The 20,473-nt window shown below is 56.9% G+C and carries 20 protein-coding genes and 1 pseudogene; 15 read left to right on the top strand and 6 right to left on the bottom strand.

Annotated features, from left to right (window positions below; all coding sequences use genetic code 11):
- The first annotated feature begins 14 nt into the window (after positions 1–14).
- The 3 genes from NQ492_RS04035 (at position 15) to NQ492_RS04025 (ending at position 3,702) form a co-directional block, all read left to right on the top strand.
- The gene (locus NQ492_RS04035; protein WP_044054605.1) at positions 15–1,409 is read left to right on the top strand and encodes a fimbrillin family protein; all 1,395 of its coding nucleotides are present in this window, start codon (positions 15–17) and stop codon (positions 1,407–1,409) included.
- 76 nt (positions 1,410–1,485) lie between these two features.
- Positions 1,486–1,626 carry a hypothetical protein gene (locus NQ492_RS04030; protein ID WP_015548017.1) on the top strand — a complete coding sequence of 47 codons (141 nt, stop codon included), beginning with the start codon at positions 1,486–1,488 and terminating at the stop codon, positions 1,624–1,626.
- Between the two features lie 12 nt (positions 1,627–1,638).
- Complete coding sequence (locus tag NQ492_RS04025; protein ID WP_015548016.1) at positions 1,639–3,702, top strand: fimbrillin family protein; 2,064 nt, start codon at positions 1,639–1,641, stop codon at positions 3,700–3,702.
- Between the two features lie 68 nt (positions 3,703–3,770).
- On the opposite strand, the gene NQ492_RS04020 is transcribed toward NQ492_RS04025, so the two are convergent.
- From NQ492_RS04020 to NQ492_RS04010, 3 genes are read right to left on the bottom strand one after another with little or no spacing between them, the layout of a single operon-like run.
- Positions 3,771–4,505, bottom strand: a complete 735-nt coding sequence (locus NQ492_RS04020; protein WP_015548015.1) for a DUF6064 family protein — start codon at positions 4,503–4,505, stop codon at positions 3,771–3,773.
- 9 nt (positions 4,506–4,514) lie between these two features.
- Positions 4,515–5,015, bottom strand: a complete 501-nt coding sequence (locus NQ492_RS04015) for a threonine/serine exporter family protein (protein ID WP_015548014.1) — start codon at positions 5,013–5,015, stop codon at positions 4,515–4,517.
- Positions 5,012–5,779, bottom strand: a complete 768-nt coding sequence (locus NQ492_RS04010; RefSeq protein WP_015548013.1) for a threonine/serine exporter family protein — start codon at positions 5,777–5,779, stop codon at positions 5,012–5,014. The genes NQ492_RS04015 and NQ492_RS04010 overlap by 4 nt, the downstream gene beginning before the upstream one ends.
- Positions 5,780–5,971: 192 nt before the next feature.
- Here NQ492_RS04010 and NQ492_RS04005 point away from each other — a divergent pair, with 192 nt between their 5' ends.
- The gene (locus tag NQ492_RS04005) at positions 5,972–7,684 is read left to right on the top strand and encodes an ArnT family glycosyltransferase (protein ID WP_015548012.1); all 1,713 of its coding nucleotides are present in this window, start codon (positions 5,972–5,974) and stop codon (positions 7,682–7,684) included.
- Complete coding sequence (locus NQ492_RS04000) at positions 7,681–8,049, top strand: GtrA family protein (RefSeq protein ID WP_015548011.1); 369 nt, start codon at positions 7,681–7,683, stop codon at positions 8,047–8,049. The genes NQ492_RS04005 and NQ492_RS04000 overlap by 4 nt, the downstream gene beginning before the upstream one ends.
- Positions 8,050–8,073: 24 nt before the next feature.
- On the opposite strand, the gene NQ492_RS03995 is transcribed toward NQ492_RS04000, so the two are convergent.
- Positions 8,074–8,793 (bottom strand): polyprenol monophosphomannose synthase, encoded by a 720-nt coding sequence (locus tag NQ492_RS03995; protein WP_015548010.1) that lies wholly within the window; start codon positions 8,791–8,793, stop codon positions 8,074–8,076.
- A 354-nt stretch (positions 8,794–9,147) separates the two neighbouring features.
- Between NQ492_RS03995 and NQ492_RS03990 the strand changes: the two genes are divergently transcribed.
- Positions 9,148–10,383, top strand: coding sequence for a site-specific integrase (locus tag NQ492_RS03990; RefSeq protein WP_004310578.1), 1,236 nt, complete (start codon positions 9,148–9,150; stop codon positions 10,381–10,383).
- Between the two features lie 12 nt (positions 10,384–10,395).
- Positions 10,396–10,758 carry a hypothetical protein gene (locus NQ492_RS03985; protein ID WP_004310577.1) on the top strand — a complete coding sequence of 121 codons (363 nt, stop codon included), beginning with the start codon at positions 10,396–10,398 and terminating at the stop codon, positions 10,756–10,758.
- A gap of 75 nt (positions 10,759–10,833) precedes the next feature.
- Here NQ492_RS03985 and NQ492_RS03980 read toward each other — a convergent pair whose 3' ends face one another.
- Both NQ492_RS03980 and NQ492_RS03975 read right to left on the bottom strand, forming a co-directional pair.
- A complete protein-coding gene (locus tag NQ492_RS03980) occupies positions 10,834–11,139 on the bottom strand; it encodes a helix-turn-helix domain-containing protein (protein ID WP_004310576.1) in 306 nt (101 codons plus the stop codon).
- Between the two features lie 31 nt (positions 11,140–11,170).
- On the bottom strand, positions 11,171–11,470 hold the full coding sequence (locus NQ492_RS03975; protein WP_004310575.1) for a helix-turn-helix domain-containing protein: 300 nt from the start codon (positions 11,468–11,470) through the stop codon (positions 11,171–11,173).
- Between the two features lie 202 nt (positions 11,471–11,672).
- On the opposite strand from NQ492_RS03975, the gene NQ492_RS03970 reads away from it, so the two are divergent.
- From NQ492_RS03970 to NQ492_RS03935, 8 genes and pseudogenes are all read left to right on the top strand, one after another.
- Positions 11,673–12,029, top strand: coding sequence for a helix-turn-helix domain-containing protein (locus NQ492_RS03970; protein ID WP_004310574.1), 357 nt, complete (start codon positions 11,673–11,675; stop codon positions 12,027–12,029).
- A 3-nt stretch (positions 12,030–12,032) separates the two neighbouring features.
- Complete coding sequence (locus NQ492_RS03965; RefSeq protein WP_004310573.1) at positions 12,033–12,383, top strand: helix-turn-helix domain-containing protein; 351 nt, start codon at positions 12,033–12,035, stop codon at positions 12,381–12,383.
- 20 nt (positions 12,384–12,403) lie between these two features.
- Entirely contained in the window at positions 12,404–13,972 is a 1,569-nt protein-coding gene (locus tag NQ492_RS03960; protein WP_004310572.1) for a DUF3945 domain-containing protein, read from the top strand.
- A gap of 60 nt (positions 13,973–14,032) precedes the next feature.
- Positions 14,033–16,120, top strand: coding sequence for a type IA DNA topoisomerase (locus NQ492_RS03955; RefSeq protein WP_015548008.1), 2,088 nt, complete (start codon positions 14,033–14,035; stop codon positions 16,118–16,120).
- Positions 16,121–16,359: 239 nt separating this feature from the next.
- Positions 16,360–16,812 (top strand): DUF1896 domain-containing protein, encoded by a 453-nt coding sequence (locus NQ492_RS03950; RefSeq protein WP_004310570.1) that lies wholly within the window; start codon positions 16,360–16,362, stop codon positions 16,810–16,812.
- Positions 16,802–19,075: pseudogene (locus NQ492_RS03945) on the top strand (N-6 DNA methylase); the annotation flags it as partial. The gene NQ492_RS03950 and the pseudogene NQ492_RS03945, both read left to right, overlap by 11 nt.
- 43 nt (positions 19,076–19,118) lie before the next feature.
- Positions 19,119–19,643 (top strand): helix-turn-helix domain-containing protein, encoded by a 525-nt coding sequence (locus NQ492_RS03940; protein WP_032558195.1) that lies wholly within the window; start codon positions 19,119–19,121, stop codon positions 19,641–19,643.
- Entirely contained in the window at positions 19,574–20,461 is an 888-nt protein-coding gene (locus NQ492_RS03935) for an IS3 family transposase (RefSeq protein ID WP_117615371.1), read from the top strand. The genes NQ492_RS03940 and NQ492_RS03935 overlap by 70 nt, the downstream gene beginning before the upstream one ends.
- The last annotated feature ends 12 nt before the right edge of the window (positions 20,462–20,473 follow it).

The raw sequence follows: 20,473 nt of genomic DNA, 5'->3' as shown, positions 1-20,473 counted from the left end.
ACAGAGAATGCACGATGAAAAAATTATTGATTATAGCGACTCTTGCCGCAGTCGGCATGGGTGCATGCAGCAAGGATGACGGCGTTTCCGCTCCGGAGGACTTGCGGAAATATGTTCAGGTGACCATCCCCGAGAACGTGGCTTCCGGCGAAACCCGCACATCGGTTGACGGCACGACGACCTCCTGGGTCGCAGGCTACAAGGTCGCCGTATCTCTCTACAACGGTTCCACGACGGAGGTCTGCGAATTCACGGTCGACAGGACGGGCGCGACCACGACCTTCTCGGGCAGCGTGCCCGTCGGCAGCTACACGTGCGCCGCAGCCCACTATCCCTTCTGCGCCGCCACGTTCGACGCTGTAAACAAGACCTTCACGCATACGTGGGGCGATGCTTACTGCTCGACGGATCTGGCCGCCTACGACTTTATGTTCTCGACCGTGTACGAGACCCCGTTCGTGGTCGACGAGACAACGACTGTCCTGCCCATTGCGCTGACTTTCAGACCGCTGATGGCCCGTATCGGGATGAAGCTCGCTCTGGGCGCCAACGAGACCCCGAAATACGTCACCTTCACCACCGACGACAACGTGCTGCCGACGGCCGGTACGGTCAATGCCGACGGAACTTTCTCCGCTTCGGCCCTGACCAACTCGCTCACCGTGGAGACCGACCGGAAGGAGTTCACCGTGGGCCTGCTGCCCGTCGGCGTCGCTTCGAAAATGAGCGTACATGTTACGACCACCGACGGCATGACCTATTCGGACAAATCGTTCCAGCTGGCCGGTCTGAAGCGCAATACCCACTATACGATGAATGTTCCCTGCCGTACGAAACGCTTTATGCTTACGGTTCCCGATGGCGTAAACTCGAAATACGGTACGGGCACCTATGGGGATAACGGATTCTTCCAGGTAGAACCGCAGTATGATCCGGAAAGTATTTTTGATGGCTGGCATTTCCTCCGCTCCGAGATCAAGAGCGACAAGGACGCTGCCGACGGTGACGTACTCAAGAACAGAAATCGTATCCAGTTGCAGGCTGTCAGCCTCGGCACCAACAGGGCGCAGAACGGTGCGTTTGTAACGCCTCCGATTCAGTGCGACGGAACCAAGACCGTGACGGTGTCTTTTACGGCGGCCACCAATAAGTTAACTGTTGGCTCGGTTCAATACCGAATCGGCGTGACAAACAATGGCGCTGATATTTCGGAGAACTTCCTCCGGAGTTTTGACAATATTCAGTCGAGCCTGGAGGGAGAGTGCCCGTGGAAACACAGCGGTTCCGTATCCCGGACCCATACCTTTACGGTCACCAACGGTCAGCGGATTATGATGAAGGTTTACTCCAGCGGCGGCGGTACCCCTTGTCATTTGGAACTCGCCGACTTTACCTATACGGTCGAATAGATCTCGGCACGGCAAAATACATACGATCGGGACGGATGCAACAGCCGTCCCGATTTATATATAACCATATCCAAGTATGAAAGCAGTTTATACAAAACCGGAACTGGAGGTCTTCGCAGTTGCGGTGGAAGCCGGGTTTGCAATCTCGCAGCCCGACGGGGGTGAGTTGGGTCCGACTTCGGAGGACTATTCGGATAACGGGGATTTAACTTATTGAAAATCAAAAAATATGAAATACAGTTCTGTTTTCCGCTTGTCGCTGCTGGCGCTTCTGCTGGCGGGATGCGGGAAGGACGATGCCGGAACGACGGCATGGACCCGCCCCGAAGAACCGGCAGCGGCGGGGAACCCCGTCGTTTGCCGCCTTTCGATCGACGACGGCGACGAGTCGCCGGAGGCTGAAACCCGTACGGCATACGGCCCGCTGACGAACGGCTCCTGGCCGATCTACTGGCGCAGCGGCGATCGGGTGGAGGTCATCTCTCCGCAGACGGCTCCGCAGCGGGCGACGGTCGAGGTTCGCGTCTCCGGGGCGACCGAAAGCGAGGCCGATTTGAGCGATACCGGGATGGTCTGGGGCGAAGGGCTGCACGACTTTTACGCCTTCTATCCCTCCGGGGCGATCCGGGCCAATGCCGGTTCGATCGTCGTGGCGGCGGTCCCTGCCGTCCAGACCTGCAACAACGGGGAGTGCAACATGCAGTATGCCTGCATGTCGGCCTGCGCCGAGGATGTGGCCCAAGGCGAGGTGGTTTCGTTTGCATTCCGTCCGCTGATGACCACGGTAGCCGTGTCCGTGGGATTTTCCGAGACGGTCGAGGTGCAGAAACTCGTCCTTTCGAGCGCGAACGACGCCGTGGCCGGACAGTTTACCCACGACATCGCCGCCAACGTCAGCACGGTCGATCCCGACAGGCGTTCCAACGTGCTGGCGCTCCATCTGACGACGGGCGATGCGCCCTATATCCGGATCAATGCCGGCTCGAAAATCGTGGTGACGGCCTTTATGCTGCCGCAGGACATCCGCGGCCTGACGCTGACGGCCGTTACGACCCAAGGGCGGACTTACAGCTACACCACGCCGGCGACGCTCCGGGCCGGACACCGCTATTCGTTCTCAGTCGGCGACATGCCGGCCCAGGCCCAGCACATTGCCTCGGACCGGTCCGACTGGATGAAATACCTGCCCGATAACGCTTTCCTCTCGCAGATCTCCATTCCCGGATCGCACGACGCCTGCGCGATCTACGGCTCGCACTACGAATATAAGAGCGGTATGCCGCAAGAGAGATACCATTTCAAATGGCTGCTTTCCTGGTTAGGCAACACCAACACAACGAAAGTCACCAAGGCGCAGGAACTTTCCATCGAGGAGCAGCTGGCGGCGGGCGTCCGCATGTTCGACCTGCGTCCCTGCGCGTCTTCGGCTTCCGTAAAGGACCTTCCGATTCATCACGGCATCTCCGTGCTGGGCGATCCGGCCCGCGGCGGTTATACGCCGGGCGCGTCCGGTCGGCAGGAGCTGTCGCCCTTCCTGCTTTCGCAGGTGCTCGACCGCTTCGTGCGTTTCCTGGAGGAGCATCCGGGCGAGACGCTGCTCGTGCATATGAAATATGAGAACACCTCCACCAACGCCAATAAAAGAGGGTGGAACAAGAGTGTCGTGAGCTACATCAAGTCCCGTTGCAACGGCCGTATCGCCGACTTCACGCCGCGGATGACGCTCGCCGACGCCCGGGGCAAGATCCTGTTCGTCATCCGCGAGGATTATAAATCGGACAATGGCGGGGAGTATCTCGGGGCCTATCTGAACTGGACGAACGATAAGGTGGTCTTCGAGACCACGCTCCACGGCAACACCGGCGAGGCGGCTCCGATCAAGGTCAACGACCTCTACAACATCAAGAACGGGGCTTCGGACGGCGTGAGCAAGTATGCGGCCATCGACGAGTGCATCGCCTACACCTACAATGCGACGGACGTCGCGCGCTGGTGCATGAACTACGTGAGCTGCTATGACAGAGACCATTGCAGCGTGACGGGGCTTGGCATCCTCGGGGCTTTGGGCGACTATGACTATTGCGCCAACCGCTACAACCGCTATACGGCGGACAAGCTGAACCGGCCCGATTTCCGCGGAAACGCCGGCATCGTGCTGATGGATTTCGCGGGGGCTTCGAACGCCACGATGACCTACGGCCAGACCTATTCGAACATGGCGGTTTACGGCGACGACCTGGTGGAGGCCGTCATCGGCGCCAACAACAAGTGGGACCTGCGCCGCAACGAATAGGCGGTGTCTGCCGCAAAAAAAAGAAGCGTCCGGTTGGCCGGGCGCTTTTTTTGCGTGTGTGCGGCGTGTCAGCAGTCGGTGAAGAGGTTGAGCTGGTGCAGCAGCGTGAAGGCGAAGAAGCTCCCGATGATCAGGCACATCACCGCGAGCAGCGCGTTGAGCACCCGCGGCGAGGGTTTCGTGGGCCGCCCGGCGTTGTCGCGGATGTATTCGCGGAAGAAGAGGTACAGCGCCGGGACGATGCTGCATGCCAGCAGGTAATCCTCCGGAATGCCGAAGAAGTAGACCTTCGAAAGTCCGATCAGCGCCCAGTGGCAGAGGAACATCGCCAGCACGATGTTGACTCTCTCCGAAAAGGCCAGCATCAGCCCGATCGTGAAGACCGCCACCGAGCAGGGCATCACCGGCGAGGTGATCATCGGGAAGGTGCGGCCCAGCAGGAGCGAGAACAGCGGGTAGACGAGCGGCATGGCGAACAGCAGCGCGGCGAACGCCTTGTGGTTGCCCGTGCGTTGCAGCGAGGCGTGCCCGACCGCCAGGTCGTAGACCCAGATGCACCCCATGATGGCCCAGAACAGCGCCAGCAGGTCGTGGTGTTCGCGCGGCTCGCAGCAGACGAGGTAATAGACCCCGGCGATCCAGAAGTTCAGGAGCGCCATGAACACCTTCATCGCGATCCGCACGGCGGGCGAGGGGCGGAAGTAGAGCAGCAGGGTCAGGACGACGGCCGCCAGCGTCAGCGCGAGCTGTGCGGGCCATGTCGCGGCGTTGTAGGAAGCGATGGTATTCCAGAAAGTCTCCATGCGGAAGGTTTATTTCACGTTTTTTCTGCGCCGCGTGAGCGAGAACGCCCGGCGGTTGAAGACGAAGATCGGCAGCGTGGCTCCGGCGGCCAGCAGGGCGATGACGCTCAACGACACGGTGGCGTTGAGGAAGAACAGCTGCATGTACTGCATGCCTTGGCCCGGGTCGTTGAGCGACTGGAGGAACATGATGAGCGAGAAGACCGTCTTGTAGGCGTAGATGCCCGGAACCATCGGCAGCAGCGCCGGGATGTAAAGCGCCGTCATCGGGCAGCGGATGGCCTTGCCCAGCCAGAGGCTTCCGAAGCCGATGGCCGTTGCGGCGCAGAGCGACGCCGTGGCGATGTCCATGCCGGCGCAGTTCATCAGGCAGAACCGCAGGGCGTGTCCCACGGCGGCCAGCAGGGCGATGCGCGGGAAGGCGCGCATCGGGGGATCGGAGACGGCGCCGAAGCCGACGGCCGCCACGGCCGCGAAAAACCCGTCGAGAAGAATGTCCGCAGCGATCATAGCAGGCTGTTTTTAACCATTAGCAAAGTCGCCGAAAGCCCGATGGCGATGCAGATGATCAGCAGCAGGGCGTTGATCAGCCGGCTGAATCCGATCAGGATGTGGCCTTCGACGATGTCGATCACGCCGTTGATCAGCGGCACGCCCGGCACGAGGTACAGTACGCTCGTGGCGAGGGCCGTCTCCGCCGTGCAGTCGAAGCGCAGGGCCGCTGAGGCGCACAGCGAGGCCATGAAGGCCGAGATGATGAAGATCAGGAAGTGGTTGACGCCGTGCGCCTGCATCCGCTGCCGGGCGGCGAACCCCACGAGCGTGGCGGTGAAGACGATGCCCGCGGCTGTCCAGTCGCCGCCGAAAAGACGGCAGAACGAGGCGTTGGCCAGTCCGACGGTCACCAGCACGAAGATCGGGTCGATGCGCGGTTTGTCGATCAGCTCCCCGTAGCGCCGGCGGATTTCGTCCAGGGGGAGCCGGTCGTCGAGGGCATCCCAGCTCAGGGCGCTCAGGTCGGAGTTGCGTTCGAAACTGATCGGCAGGGCGGGAATCTTCACCACGCGGGTGACGGCTTCGCCCGTCGCGTCGTCGCGGACCGTGAGGATCGTGCTTTTCTGGAAACTCGACAGCTGAATGTCGACTCCCTGCGACTGTCCGATACGCTGCGAATTGCGGATCACACGCGAGGTGTGGACGCCGGATGCGAGCAGGTAGGTCGCGTAGTCCGCAATGAAATCGAGGATTTCGGTCAGTTCTTGTCTGGTTTTCATAACGGCTGCAAAAATAGTTCATTTCCTCCAAACGGCCCGTCTCCGGGCCTGAAAAATTTGCCCGGCGCGTGATTTTGCGGCCGGCCTGCGTCGCTGTCCGCCCCCTCGCTGCGGGGCTGCCGGATGGTTTCGGGGACAAAGCGGGGCTTTTTTAGGCGGAACGGATAAATTTTTCTACCTTTGCTTCCCGGTATGGAAGCATCTTTCAAAAAGTCATACGCCTCGCTGGGGGCCGACAGGCTGGTCCTTCTGTGGCTCGGGGTGTGGTGGATTGCAAACCTCGTGCAGGCCGGCTTTACGGAGCTTGCCAACGACGAGGCCTACTACCATATGTTCGCCGAACGGCTCGCATGGGGGTATTTCGACCATCCGCCCGTGACGGCGCTGCTGGTCTGGGCCGGAGAGCGTCTCTTCGGCGGGGAGCTGGGCGTGCGGTTTTTCTTCACCGTGCTGCAACCCCTCTACCTCTGGATTCTGTGGCGTCTGATCCGCCCGGCGGATGCCGGTCGCCGCGACGCCGCGCTGTTCGTCGTGGTGTCGGCCGCGACGCTGATGCTCCAGCTCTACGGCTTCATCGCCGTGCCCGATGGGCCGCTGATGTTCACCACGGCGTTGTTTCTGCTGACTTTCAAATGGTTTTCCGAAAACCGCCGCCGGGCGTGGTTGTGGATGGGTATTGCCATGGCGCTGATGGCTTACAGCAAATACCACGGCGCGCTGGTGGTTCTTTTCGCGCTGGCCGCCAACCCGCGGCAGCTGCTGCGCCCTGCCCTGTATTCAAGCGGCGCGGTGGCGTTGCTGCTGCTCGTTCCGCACCTCGTGTGGCAGTACGAGCACGACTGGGCGTCGTTCGCCTACCATCTTTCGGGCCGCAACTCGGTCTTCAGACCCGGCTACGTCGTCGAATTCCTGGCCAACATGCTGGTGGTCTTCAACCCCTTCTTCGTGCCGCTCTACGTGCAGGCATGGCGGAAGGTGAAGCCGCAGACCCCCGTCGGGCGGGCGCTGAAGCTCCTGCCCGTGGCCTTCATCGTCTTCTTCATGCTCTCGTCGCTGCGCGGTTACGTCCAGCCCCAGTGGGTGATCGTCTCCTGCTTCGGACTGGTCTGCGTGTTGTTCGCCTATGCGCGGCGGCATCCCCGCACGCGCCGTTACGTGATGCGGGCCGGGGGCGTGACCGTCGGACTGATCGTCCTGGCGCGGCTGGTGATGATCTTCAACCCGCTGGGCATCCGTTTCGAGGTGTTCAACAATCCGGAGAGCTACGCCGCCATCGCCGCCGAGGCCGACGGCCGTCCGGTGGTTTTCCGCTACGGTTACGCCGTTGCGGCCAAATATGCGTTCTATACGGGCGGCGAGGCCTACTGCCAGCCCAATATCCGTTACCGTACGCATCAGTGGCAGTTCCGCGACGACGATTCGCGGTTCATCGGCCGTGAAGTGCTCGTCGAATGTCCGGACGGGACCGTCTCGGACAGCACCCGGCAGGTGCGGACCCTCACGATGGCCAACGGCCGGAGTTTCACCTGGTTCGTCGATCCGGCTTTCCACCCCGTGCGGCTGGTGGACATCGCCTTTACGGGCCTGCCCGGGCGGGTGGCCGCGGGCGAGACGCTGCGCCTCGAACTGCGCATCAGGAATCCCTATCCCTATGCGATCCGCGTGGGTGCGGACGACACGCAGCTGGTGATGCTGTGGAAACACGGGCGTTTCCGGGTCGACGAGTTCCCCACCGGCGAGACCTTCACGATTCCGGCCGACAGCGAACTGACGCGCGGGGTGACCTTCACCGTTCTGCCGCAGCTGGCCGGCGAGACTTTCGACGTGGGGTTCGCGCTGCGCCGGGAGGGTTATACGAATTGGTTTAACGGAAAATCCGTCCCGACGGAGGTCGGAAATTTATGATAGAACAGTTTTTCAAATTCTGCGTCGTCGGCGGCTCGGGCGTCTTCGTCGATTTCGGCGTCACCTATCTCTGCAAGGAGTGGCTGAAGCTGAACAAATATGTGGCCAATTCGCTGGGGTTCCTCTGCGCCTCGACTTCGAACTACATTCTCAACCGCATCTGGACGTTCCAGAACGAAAATCCCGACATCACGGGCCAGTACCTTCGGTTCCTGGGCATCGCGGCTGTCGGGCTGGTGATCAACAACGCCACCATCTACGTCCTGCACGGCCGTTTCCGCCTGAATTTCTACCTGGCGAAACTCTTTGCCATCGGCGTGGTGACGTTCTGGAATTTCTTTATGAATTATTTCTTCACCTTCTGACCGGGCTGTCTTTCCGGCCCCGCATCATTTGCGTTTGCGGATACGGCGGAAGGGGAGTTTCAGCACCCCGAAGAACGCCTCTCCGAAGATTCCTCCCGACATCTTCGACGTTCCCTCGCGGCGTTCGACGAAGATGATCGACACCTCCTTGAGCCGCATTCCCAGCCGCCAGGCCGAGTATTTCATCTCGATCTGGAACCCGTAGCCCTTCATGCGGACGGCGTCGAGGTCGATCGTCTCCAGCGCCCGGCGCGAGTAGCAGACGAATCCGGCGGTGGCGTCGCGCAGCGGCATGCGCGTGACGATACGCACGTACATCGAGGCGAAGTAGGACATCAGAAGGCGCGACATGGGCCAGTTGACCACGTTGACGCCCTGCACGTAGCGCGAACCGACCACCACGTCGTTGCCCTCGGCGGCGGCGCGGTAGAGGCGCACCAGATCGTCGGGGTTGTGCGAAAAGTCGCAGTCCATCTCGCAGATGTAGTCGAATCCGTTCTCCAGTCCCCAGCGGAATCCCGCGAGGTAGGCCGTGCCCAGGCCCAGTTTCCCGGCCCGTTCCATGAGGTGGAGCCTCTCCGGGAACTCCTTCCGGCGCTCCTTGACGATCGCGGCCGTGCCGTCGGGCGAACCGTCGTCGATGACGAGCATCTCGAAGGGTTCGGGCAGCGAGAAGACCTTGTCGATCATCGCCGAAATGTTCTCTTTTTCGTTATAGGTCGGAATGATTACCAGTTTGCGCATGGCGGATGTCGTATCTTTTGGAATTACAAAGTTACTACAAAAAAGTGAAATGCGGAAAGATATAGTGATAGAATTGAGTTACAAGGGTTTTAGTTGAAGTGGCGAAAATTCGTGAAGACATTACAATCCCTGCCGAAGCCAAATCCAGACGCCGCAACGTTACTTGTTCGTAACCATGCCCTAAAATGCGACAAACGGGTACGGATGGCGAAACAAGACACTAAGGAATAGTGAGTTACCGACAACTCACGCGAAAAATCCGGTTACGGAAAAAGATTGCGTCGTTCCTCCCCGTTTTGCGTACCGACACCGGACTCTTCACCAACTAATTTTGAAACAAAAAAATTAAGGACGATGAAGAGTACATTTTCAGTCATCTACTACCTCAAGCGTCAGGTAGTGAAAAAGGACGGGACGGTTCCCGTCATGGGACGCATCACGGTGGACGGCAGCCAGACGCAGTTCAGCTGCAAACTGACTGTCGATCCGAAGCTGTGGGACACCAAAGGTGGACGTGTCACGGGCAGAAGCACGGCGGCACTCGAAACGAACCGTATGCTTGACAAGATGCGGGTACGCATCAACAGGCACTATCAGGAAATAATGGAGCGTGACAACTTCGTCACGGCGGAGAAGGTGAAGAACGCCTTTCTCGGACTGGAGCACCGCTACCACACGCTGATGCAGGTGTTCCGCCAGCACAACGAGGACTATGAGAAACAGGTGGAAGCAGGCATGAAAGCCAAGGGTACACTGGAAAAGTACCGTATAGTTTACAAGCACCTGCAAGAGTTCCTCACCATCCGCTACCATGTGAAGGACATAGCCCTGAAAGAGCTTACCCCGGCTTTCATCTCCGACTTCGAGATGTTCCTGCGCACGGACAAGCACTGCTGCACCAATACCGTGTGGCTGTACGTCTGCCCGCTACGGACGATGGTGTTCATCGCCATCAACAACGAGTGGCTGACACGCGACCCGTTCCGCGAGTATGAAATCAAGAAGGAGGAAACGACACGCAGTTTCCTGACCAAAGATGAAATCCGTCTGCTGATGGAGGGGAAACTGAAAAACGCCAAACAGGAGCTGTACCGCGACCTCTACCTGTTCTGCGCCTTCACGGGGCTGTCGTTCGCGGATATGCGCAACCTTACGGAAGAGAATATCCGCACCTATTTCGACGAACACGAGTGGATAAACATCAACCGCCAGAAAACGGGCGTGGTGTCCAACATCCGCCTGCTTGACATCGCCAACCGCATAATCGGCAAATACCGGGGGCTGTGCGGTGATGGCAGGATATTTCCCGTTCCGCATTATAACACGTGCCTTGCCGGTATCCGTGCCGTCGCCAAGCGTTGCGGCATCACCAAGCATATCACGTGGCATGTCGCCCGCCATACGGCAGCCACGACGGTTTTCCTCTCCAACGGCGTACCCATCGAAACGGTCAGTTCCATGCTCGGACACAAGAGCATAAAAACGACGCAGATTTACGCGAAGATAACCAAAGAGAAGCTCAATCAGGACATGGAAAACCTTGCCGCAAGGTTGAACAGTGTCGAGGAATTTGCAGGTTGCACCATCTAAAAAAGAAGAGCCATGAAACGTGACATAATCATCATAGAGGACAAGGCGGTCAGCGTAACCGGTAACGACTTGTGGATGACCGCCACCGAAATAGCCGGACTGTTCCATACGACCGTCCCGGCAGTGAACGCCGCCATCAGAGCCGTCCGCAAGTCGGACGTGCTGAACGACTACGAGGTGTGCCGCTACATGCAGCTTGAAAACGGGCTGTACGCGGATGTGTACGCGCTTGAAATCATCATCCCGGTCGCCTTCCGACTGAACACCTACAACACCCACCTATTCCGCACATGGCTGGTGGGAAAGGCTCTCGCCAAAGAGAAACGGCAGGCATACGTGATGTTCATACAGAACGGAAAATCCGGGTATTGCTGATTGCACATACCCCATAAGACAAGAAAACGGGCAGCACCACAAAAGGTGTCGCCCATTTCCTTTTTCATGTTGGCGTCACTCCAGCGGCTTGCGGTAGTTCGCTTCCAGTACCTCGCGCAGCCCCGTTTCCGGGTAAAGCACCTTCCCTCCCAAAAGGATAAAGGGCAACACGCGGTTGTTGCGGTATTCCTGCAAGGTGCGCCGGCTTACACGGAGCAGTTCCGCCACCTCGCCGTCCGTCAGGTAACGTTCCCCGTCCAGCGGAGGACGGTAACTTTCCAGAAAGGCGGACAGCCATTTCGAGCCTTTGCGCATATCCTGCACCACAGAGGCTATCGGCTCGTCTTCCATCGTAAAAACGTCGTTGTTCTCGTTCATCATAACTTCGGATTCAGTGGGTGAATAAATCAAATCATCTGCCGCGCGGATAGAGCGTGCCGACAAGCGGTATCAGCCGCTTCACCTCCTCCGGCTTGTAATAGAACCTGCGGTTTATCTGCGAGTAGCCGATAAGCCGCCTGTCGCGCAGCGTCTGCAACGTGCGCGGGCTTATTCTCAACTGCCCGCAGACCTCCTCGCCCGTGAGCCATCTTTCCATGCGCCCCGTGCCGCTTTTGCGCCTCAGGGCTGCGACCTTTTCCGAAAGTGCGCCGAATGCCGCCACCATCATCTCAAAGGTCTTTTTCTCAATAGATACTATTTCCATATTCATGCAATTACCGGTTTGCCCGCAAAGGTAACGATGCAGCCCCGGACACGTGCCGTTTCCCGTTGAAAGGCTGCCTGTTGCGCCGTTTGACCGGGTTACGGAGCCATCTTCCGTAAAAATCTTACGTGAGTCACGTAGTGAGTTGTTAAAGCCCCTTTTGTTTATTGCCGAATTTTGCCGCAGAACCAAAAAGAAAGGACTGAATATGAAAGTGATAACGATGGAAAGTTCCGTCTTCCGGTCATTGACGGAACAGATAGCGGAGATTGCGGCATACGTCCGTACCGTCTCCGGCGATAAGAAAGCGGCATCGCCCGACAGGTTGCTCACCACACGCGAGGCGGCGCACCTGCTTAACGTGAGTACCCGCACCCTCCAGCGTATGCGCAGCGAGCAACGCATCGGCTATGTCGTGCTTCGCGGCAAATGCCGCTACCGGCAGTCTGAAATTGACCGCCTGCTTGAAGCGTGTGCCGTCAACGAGGACGCGGCGACACCGCAGGAATTGAAACGCAACCACACGCTGCGCACGGGCGGCAAACCAAATGGAAGGAGGACATAAGTCATGGAACTGCTCACACGAAACATCTTCGAGGGCTGGATGCAGAAGCTGATGGAACGGCTCGACCGTCAGGACGAACTGCTGCTGGCGATGAAGGCTGAGGGAAAACAGCCCGCTATCACGGAAAGCATCCGTCTTTTCGACAATCAGGACTTGTGCATGTTGCTCCAGATAAGCAAGCGCACCCTGCAACGCTACCGCAGTGTCGGCGCATTGCCCTACAAGACACTGGGCAAGAAGACCTATTACAGCGAGGAGGACGTGCTGACATTCCTTTCCAACCATATCAAGGACTTCAAAAAGGAAGATATAGCCTTCTACAAGGCGCGTATCCATAATTTCTTTCATAAATAACCCATTAAAACATTTTTCAGATGGCAAAGAAAAAAGACGAAAAGGACGTGCTGGTGGTCCGTGACGAGAAGACGGGCGAGATCAGCGTGGTAGCCGGGCTGAACGCTGACGGCACACCCAAGCGCACCCCCGCGAAAGCGGAGAACGCGCAGAGTTTTCTGCAATTCGACCGTCACGGCGACGTGCTGGACAACTTCTTCAAGAACTTCTTCCGGCAGTGCAAGGAACCCAGCCGCTTCGGTTTCTACCGCATCGCGGCAGACCAAGCCGAAAATCTCTTGGAGGTGATGAAGCAACTGCTGAAAGACCCCGAAGTGAACAAGGATCTGCTCGCCCCTCACAAGGTGGACACCTCCGGTTATGAGAAGAAGGTGCAGGAAGAACAGGCGGCACAACAGACAGTGAAACAAGAACCTCAAAAACAGGAAAACATGGAACAACAGAAAGAACAGCAGGAAAGCCCGCAACAGACACAGGGCAAACGGGGCTACCAGCCCATCGACGAGAACAAAATCAACTGGCAGGAACTGGAGGACAGATGGGGCGTGAAACGCGACGACCTTGAAAAGTCCGGCGACCTTACGAAGATGCTCAACTACGGCAAGTCCGACTTGGTGAAGGTCAAGCCCACCTTCGGCGGCGAATCATTCGAGCTGGACGCCCGCCTTTCCTTCAAGAAGGACGGCGAGGGGAATGTCAGCCTCGTGCCTCACTTCATCTGCAAGGAGCAGAAACTGGATGAATACAAGGAACACAAATTCTCCGACGATGACCGGAAGAACCTCCGCGAAACGGGTAACCTCGGCAGGGTCGTGGACATCGTGGATAGGGAAACGGGCGAGATCATCCCCTCCTACGTCAGCATCGACCGCAAGACGAATGAGATTACGGACATCCCGGCAAACAGGGTGCGCATCCCGGAGCGCATCGGCAAGACGGAGATCACCGCGCAGGAGCGGGACATGCTCCGCGCCGGACTGCCCGTGCGCGACAAGCTCATCGAGCGCAACGACGGCAGGAAGTTCGTCACCACCCTGCAAGTGAACGTGGAGCAGCGCGGTGTGGAGTTCGTGCCGGGAACCGGCAGGTCGCCCCGTACCGCACAGACACAGGAAACCAAAGGCGACACGTCGAAAAGTCAGGTGCAAGGCGGGGAAAATGCCGCCCAAGCCAAGAAGGAGCAACGCCGCAACACGTGGACGAACGAGGACGGCAGCATCCGCCCCATCAGCAAATGGAGCGACGTGAACTTCTCCGACCGGCAGAAAGCCGACTATGTGGCGGGCAAAGCCGTGAAACTGGAGAACGTGACCGACAAGCAGGGCTTCCATGCCACGATGTATATCAAGTTCAACCCGGAGAAGGGCCGCCCGTACCGCTACGACACGAACCCCGACAACGCCCAGCAGGTTGCCCCGTCCAACGAGAGCCGCACGCAGGTGGCGGTGAACAACGAGGGCAAGACCAACGAGGCGACAAAGAACCTGAAAGAGCCGTTGCAGAAAGGTCAGACCGCCCCGAAGGACACCCGCCAGCAACAGCAGCAGGAGAAGCTGCGGAATAAGAACAACAAAGGCATGAAAATGTAATCCCGTGTCCGCCACTGAATCCAAAATAAAACCCAAAGTATCAACAAAAAAGAAGAATACATGAAGACAATCATTGCAGAAAAGCCCTCCGTGGCACGTGAAATCGCCCGCATCGTGGGCGCGACAAAGAGAGAGGAAGGATATTTCGAGGGAGGCGGCTATGCCGTGACATGGGCATTCGGACACCTCGTCCAGCTTGCCATGCCCGACGGCTACGGCGTGCGCGGATTTGTCCGTGACAACCTCCCGATTATCCCCGACACCTTCACGCTCGTCCCCCGTCAGGTCAGGACGGAGAAAGGTTACAAGCCCGACAGCGGCGTGGTGTCGCAGATAAAAGTCATCAAACGGCTGTTCGACACCAGCGACCAAATCATTGTGGCGACCGATGCCGGGCGCGAGGGTGAACTTATCTTCCGATACCTCTACCACTACACGGGCAGCACCACTCCTTTCGTGCGCCTGTGGATCAGCTCGCTCACCGACAAGGCTATCCGTGAGGGGTTGCGCAACCTCGAAGACGGCAGCAAGTATGACAACCTCTACCTCGCCGCCAAAGCGCGGAGCGAATCCGACTGGCTCGTGGGCATCAACGGTACGCAGGCACTTTCCATCGCCGCCGGACACGGCACGTATTCAGTCGGACGGGTGCAGACACCCACGCTGGCGATGGTGTGTGAACGCTACTGGGAAAACCGCCGTTTCACGCCCGAAGCCTTCTGGCAGCTCCATATCGCGACGGACGGTTGCGGTGGCGAGGTCGTGAAGTTCTCATCTTCCGAGAAATGGAAAGAGAAAGAGCCGGCTATGGAGCTGTATAATAAGGTAAAGGCGGCAGGCTCCGCAACGGTAACGAAAGCCGAACGCAAGGAGAAGACGGAGGAAACTCCGCTTCTGTATGATCTGACGACGCTCCAGAAAGAAGCCAACGCCAAGCACGGCTTCACGGCGGAACAGACGCTTGAAATAGCGCAGAAACTCTACGAGAAGAAACTTATAACCTATCCGAGAACGGGAAACCGCTACATTCCCGAAGACGTGTTCGCTGAAATCCCCAAGCTGCTCGCCTTCATCGGCACGCAGCCCGAATGGAAAGACAAGGTGCGGGCGAAAGCCGCCCCGACACGCCGCAGCGTGGACGGCGGCAAGGTGACGGACCACCATGCCCTGCTCGTCACAGGCGAGAAGCCGCTCTTCCTCTCCAAAGAGGACGGCATCATCTATCAGATGATTGCCGGGCGCATGATCGAGGCATTCTCCGAAAAATGCGTCAAGGATGTTACCAACATCACGGTGGAATGTGCCGGGGTGGAGTTCATCGTGAAAGGCAGCGTCATCAGACAAGCCGGATGGCGTGCCGTCTATGGCGAGGACAAGGAGGAAACCACCATCCCCGGCTGGCAGGAAGGCGACACGCTGACACTGAAAGCCTCTTCCATCACGGAAGGAAAGACCAAGCCCAAGCCGCTGCACACCGAAGCCACCCTGCTCGCGGCAATGGAGACCGCCGGCAAGGAAATCGAGGACGACGCACTGCGTCAGGCTATGAAGGACTGCGGCATCGGCACTCCGGCAACCCGTGCAGCTATCATCGAGACTCTCTTCAAGCGCGGATATATGGAACGCTGCAAGAAATCGCTTGTCCCCACCGAAAAGGGGCTCGCCCTCAATTCCGTCGTCAAGACAATGCGCATCGCCGATGTAGCCATGACGGGCGAATGGGAGAAGGAACTGGCACGCATCGAGCGCGGGGAACTGTCCGCCGACACCTTCCGCAAGGAGATAGAGGCGTACACACGGGAAATCACCTCCGAACTGCTCTCTTGCGACAAGCTCTTCGCACATAAAGACTCCGGCTGCGCGTGTCCCAAGTGCGGCACGGGCAGGATGCGGTTCTACGGCAAGGTGGTGCGCTGCGACAATACGGAGTGCGGACTGCCCGTGTTCCGGCTGAAAGCGGGACGCACCCTGTCCGATGATGAAATCAAGGACCTGCTCACCGACGGGCACACCAAGCTGCTCAAAGGCTTCAAGAGCAAGCAGGGCAAGAGTTTCGATGCCATTGTTGCCTTTGACGGGGAATATAACACGACGTTCGTGTTCCCGGAAAAGAAAAGCAAGGCTTCCTCTCCGAAGAAAAGGAAATAATCACTAACTTTTAATAAGTTAGGCTGCATCCGGGCAATAGAAACAAACAAGTTTTTTTCGTATTGTCTTCGATTTGCACTAACTTTGCCACTTGTTCAGAGTAATGAATTGTTCTTCGATACCGGATTACACTCATACTTTGGATTTAGTGGTGGCACTCGGAGGGATACCGGGTGCCTTTTTCTTCCTTTTTTCAACCGATTATCCCGTTAAATATCAATCCACTAAACTCCAAAGTAATGAACAACAAGAAGAAAAACGAGGGTCAGACCGACTTTTCCTATTACGGTCTGTACCTGCTGGACTATCTCCGCACGAACAAGTTTGAACAGGCATCCGATGCCGCCTTCATACGGGAACGGGCCGACCGTGCCGCCGAAATGTATGAAAAGGCACGGCTCGAAGGCTATGCAACCGACGGTGCGCAGGAGCTGGCGATGGACACGCTGCTGCGCGGGCTGCGCTACTCCCGGTACGCCATCCTCCGTGAAGTCGTGGAGAACGAGTTTTCCGACGAAGTGCCGGAAGAGAAGCGTGAAGCCTTTATCCATAAACTCCTGCCGCTTGTCGGCAACGTGTTCTCCGTCTATGACCTCTCGGACGACAATTTCGCCCTGTCTTCCGATTACGACCTGCTCTACACGGAGCTGACGGGGGCAACCGTCCTTTATATCGGGGAATATGGCGTTTAACCGCAAACAGAAACTGCGGGACAACATCGAGGCGATACGGACAGCATTCATCCTTGACAGGGAAAACAGGACAGCGACTTCCGAAGAGCGTGCCATACTCCAAAGGTACTGCGGTTTCGGCGGTCTGAAATGTATCCTGAACCCGGCGAAGGAACTGACGGATGCCGTCCGATGGGCGAAATCCGACCTCGAACTGTTCGTCCCTACGGTAGAGCTGCACAGGCTCATCCGCGAGAACAGCAAGGACGAAACGGAGTACAAGCGGTTTGTGGATTCGCTGAAAGCATCCGTGCTGACCGCTTTCTACACACCCAAAGAGATAACCGACACCCTCGCGGACGTGTTGGCGGATTACAGTGTCCGCCCCGCCCGTATGCTCGAACCATCGGCAGGTGTCGGCGTGTTCGTGGATTCCATGCTGCGGCACAGTCCGGATGCGGACGTGATGGCTTTCGAGAAGGATCTGCTCACGGGTACAATCCTGCGGCATCTCTATCCCGACCAAAAGATGCGCACCTGCGGTTTTGAGAAAATCGAAAGACCGTTCAACAATTATTTCGACTTGGCGGTGTCCAACATCCCGTTCGGAGACATCGCCGTGTTTGACGCGGAGTTCGAGCGGAGCGATTCCTTTGGCAGACGCTCCGCCCAGAAAGCCATACACAACTATTTTTTCCTCAAAGGGCTTGATACCGTGCGTGATGGCGGTATCGTGGCGTTCATCACCTCGCAGGGGGTATTGAACAGTACCAAGATCTCTGTGCGTAACGAACTGTTCAGGCAAGCCAGTCTGGTGTCGGCGATACGTCTGCCCAACAACCTGTTCACGGATAATGCGGGCACGGAGGTGGGCAGCGACCTGATTGTCCTGCAAAAGAACCTGAACAAGACGGAAATGTCGCAGGACGAGCGGCTGATGACCGTGATACAGACGGACACGAAAACCGACCTGACCGACAACGCCTATTTCATCCACCACCCGGAACGCATCGTGCATACGACGGCGAAACTTGACACCGACCCCTACGGGAAGCCCGCTATGGTCTATCTGCACGAGGGCAAGGCAGCAGGCATCGCCGGGGATTTGCGCCGTATGCTCGATAAAGATTTCCATTACAGGCTCGCCATGCGTCTGTATTCGGGAACAATCCGGAATACAGGTTCGGAAGAAAAGGCAGTCACTGAAAAAGAGGCGGAGCATTCAACAGTTAAATTGGAAGCGGCATCCTTGGCAAAAGTGGTGGAAACACGGACGGAGAAACCGCAACCCGTAGAGGAAAAGCCGGAGATAGAGCCATATCGCCCGAATTACTCGGAAGGTGTGCAGCTATCATTGCTCGACCTCTGGGGAATGACGGAAGAGGTCAGTCAGCCTAAAACCGCCAAAAAGAAAAAGGCGGCGAAAAAAGAAAGCCCGGCAAGGCGCATTCCGTCCAAGCCACAGACGCAGGCCGCACCGAAAGTCACGGCTGTGCCGGCGGCTTCATCCGCCAACCCTGCCACGGAGAACAAGGAGGCGAAAGCCGAAACCACCGCCAAGCCTGCCGATCCCGACGACATCTATGCCAAGCTTGACTGGGAAACCAACCCTCCCATCAACGGATTTTATGAAACGATGATGAGCCTCACGCCGGAGCGCAGGAAGGAACTTCGGGAGCTGGCAAGGCAGCATAATAAGAAGCAGGAAAACAAAACGGTTGCGCCGGTCACGCCGGAAGTACCACGTGAACAACCCCGGCAGGAGGAAACACAGCCGGAGGCAGTCGCCGCACCTGTCGTTACCGATGCTCCACCGGAAACGGTGGCGACTTCCCTTTTCCCCGACATCGAACAGGAAAAGCCGAAGGAGGAAACAATCGACCTTTCGCCCTGTCCTTACCACCGCACGCCGGAGATGCACCTGCGTGAAGGCTCGCTGGTGGCTGACAGGGCGCGCCGCAACATCGGCTATCTGAAGGACATCACGCCTTACGGGGCGACATTCCAGCCGCTCGACCTGAAAGGATACCAGAAGGAGAAGGCGTTACAGTATGTTTTACTCCGTGACGCCTACGAGCGGCTTTACCGCTATGAATCGAACCTGCACGAAGCAAATGTCCAGTGGCGTGAGCATCTGAACACCTGTTACGATGAATTTGTCATGCGTTACGGTAACCTCAACGCCAAGCAGAATGTAAAGCTGGTGATGATGGACGCGGGCGGGCGTGACATCCTTTCGCTGGAACGGGCGGAGAACGGGAAGTTTGTCAAGGCGGACATCTTCGTGTACTGCACCCCAAAAGTTGGACACTTTTGGGGTGTTTTTTATGAAATATAATTATGAGATTCGTTTAAAGGCCGTAAAACTGGTACTCGAAGGCGGACTTTCGGTTAGGGAAGCCGGATGTCACTTGGGCTGTGGCCGCTCGCAAGTTCACTTGTGGGTAACATTATTCGAGCGCCATGGCCTTGCCGGCCTTAAGCTGCGCCACGGTAGCTACAGTGCAGAATTTAAGTTGTCAGTTTTGAAGCATATGCACCAAAATCATCTATCTTTGCTGGAGACAGCAGTGCATTTCGGCATTCCGGGCCCTTTTGTTATTCGTCAATGGGAGCGGCTCTATCAAAACCAAGGTGCTGAAGGCCTGCGGCGTAAACCGCAAAGAAGGAGGCCGGCCATGAGTAAATCGAAGACTAAAAAAGTCAAACTCAAAACGACTCCGCACGAAGAGTTGCTTAAGGAACTGGAGTATCTTCGTGCCGAGAATGCTTACTTAAAAAAATTGCAGGCCTTAGTCGAGGAGCGCATTGTCCGCGAGAGCGGGAAAGAGCCCAAGCCATCGAAGGACTAAGGCCGCAGTGCCGGCTTTCAGTATTGCTCAAAGCCGCAGGGATGGCGCGAAGCACATTTTATTATCACTTCAGAAAATCAAAACAACCCGATAAATATGCTCGCGAAAAAGAGAGTATTATAAGGTTATATCACGAACATAAGGGGCGTTATGGTTATCGGCGCATTACCGTTGAAATGAATAAGATCGGATATGCGATAAATCACAAAACCGTACTTAAGCTGATGAATATTTGCGGGATAAAAAGTCAGGTCAGGCTCCGTAAATACTGTTCATACAAAGGACAGATCGGACGGATAGCGCCCAATCTTCTGCAACGCGACTTTGCAGCCGAAAAACCGAATCAGAAGTGGGTTACTGACCTTACGGAATTTTCGGTTTGCGGCGTAAAGTTATATCTATCGCCGATTATGGACTTATATAACCGGGAGATTATTAGCTATAAAATAGCTGAACGCCCTAACTTTATGCAGATCATGAAGATGCTGGACGATGCGTTTGCCAGAATACCGGATTCTCCGGGTATTGTCTTGCATTCCGACCAGGGCTGGCAGTATCAGATGAAGCAGTATCAGCTCCGTTTAAGACAGAAAGGTATTACACAGAGCATGTCGCGCAAGGGTAACTGTCTGGATAACGCTGCTATGGAAAGTTTCTTTGGATTATTGAAGTCCGAATTATTATATTTGCAAAAATTCTCATCCATAGACCATTTCCGAAAAGAATTGGAAGAATATATCGACTACTACAATAACAAGCGGATAAAGAAATACTTAAACAACATGAGCCCGGTACAATACCGAACTCATGCCATCTAAACAAATACTAAT

This window comes from Alistipes shahii WAL 8301 (genome assembly GCF_025145845.1).
GTDB lineage: Bacteria > Bacteroidota > Bacteroidia > Bacteroidales > Rikenellaceae > Alistipes > Alistipes shahii.
Note: the sequence above shows the minus strand (reverse complement) of the source record. Positions and strands in the feature narration are given on the sequence as shown.

Bases quoted from the DNA above. Each gene is read 5' to 3' on its own strand.
- NQ492_RS04035 (WP_044054605.1), top strand. From the start codon at position 15: ATGAAAAAATTATTGATTATAGCGACTCTTGCCGCAGTCGGCATGGGT.
- NQ492_RS04030 (WP_015548017.1), top strand. From the start codon at position 1,486: ATGAAAGCAGTTTATACAAAACCGGAACTGGAGGTCTTCGCAGTTGCG.
- NQ492_RS04025 (WP_015548016.1), top strand. From the start codon at position 1,639: ATGAAATACAGTTCTGTTTTCCGCTTGTCGCTGCTGGCGCTTCTGCTG.
- NQ492_RS04020 (WP_015548015.1), bottom strand. From the start codon at position 4,505: ATGGAGACTTTCTGGAATACCATCGCTTCCTACAACGCCGCGACATGG.
- NQ492_RS04015 (WP_015548014.1), bottom strand. From the start codon at position 5,015: ATGATCGCTGCGGACATTCTTCTCGACGGGTTTTTCGCGGCCGTGGCG.
- NQ492_RS04010 (WP_015548013.1), bottom strand. From the start codon at position 5,779: ATGAAAACCAGACAAGAACTGACCGAAATCCTCGATTTCATTGCGGAC.
- NQ492_RS04005 (WP_015548012.1), top strand. From the start codon at position 5,972: ATGGAAGCATCTTTCAAAAAGTCATACGCCTCGCTGGGGGCCGACAGG.
- NQ492_RS04000 (WP_015548011.1), top strand. From the start codon at position 7,681: ATGATAGAACAGTTTTTCAAATTCTGCGTCGTCGGCGGCTCGGGCGTC.
- NQ492_RS03995 (WP_015548010.1), bottom strand. From the start codon at position 8,793: ATGCGCAAACTGGTAATCATTCCGACCTATAACGAAAAAGAGAACATT.
- NQ492_RS03990 (WP_004310578.1), top strand. From the start codon at position 9,148: ATGAAGAGTACATTTTCAGTCATCTACTACCTCAAGCGTCAGGTAGTG.
- NQ492_RS03985 (WP_004310577.1), top strand. From the start codon at position 10,396: ATGAAACGTGACATAATCATCATAGAGGACAAGGCGGTCAGCGTAACC.
- NQ492_RS03980 (WP_004310576.1), bottom strand. From the start codon at position 11,139: ATGATGAACGAGAACAACGACGTTTTTACGATGGAAGACGAGCCGATA.
- NQ492_RS03975 (WP_004310575.1), bottom strand. From the start codon at position 11,470: ATGAATATGGAAATAGTATCTATTGAGAAAAAGACCTTTGAGATGATG.
- NQ492_RS03970 (WP_004310574.1), top strand. From the start codon at position 11,673: ATGAAAGTGATAACGATGGAAAGTTCCGTCTTCCGGTCATTGACGGAA.
- NQ492_RS03965 (WP_004310573.1), top strand. From the start codon at position 12,033: ATGGAACTGCTCACACGAAACATCTTCGAGGGCTGGATGCAGAAGCTG.
- NQ492_RS03960 (WP_004310572.1), top strand. From the start codon at position 12,404: ATGGCAAAGAAAAAAGACGAAAAGGACGTGCTGGTGGTCCGTGACGAG.
- NQ492_RS03955 (WP_015548008.1), top strand. From the start codon at position 14,033: ATGAAGACAATCATTGCAGAAAAGCCCTCCGTGGCACGTGAAATCGCC.
- NQ492_RS03950 (WP_004310570.1), top strand. From the start codon at position 16,360: ATGAACAACAAGAAGAAAAACGAGGGTCAGACCGACTTTTCCTATTAC.
- NQ492_RS03940 (WP_032558195.1), top strand. From the start codon at position 19,119: ATGAAATATAATTATGAGATTCGTTTAAAGGCCGTAAAACTGGTACTC.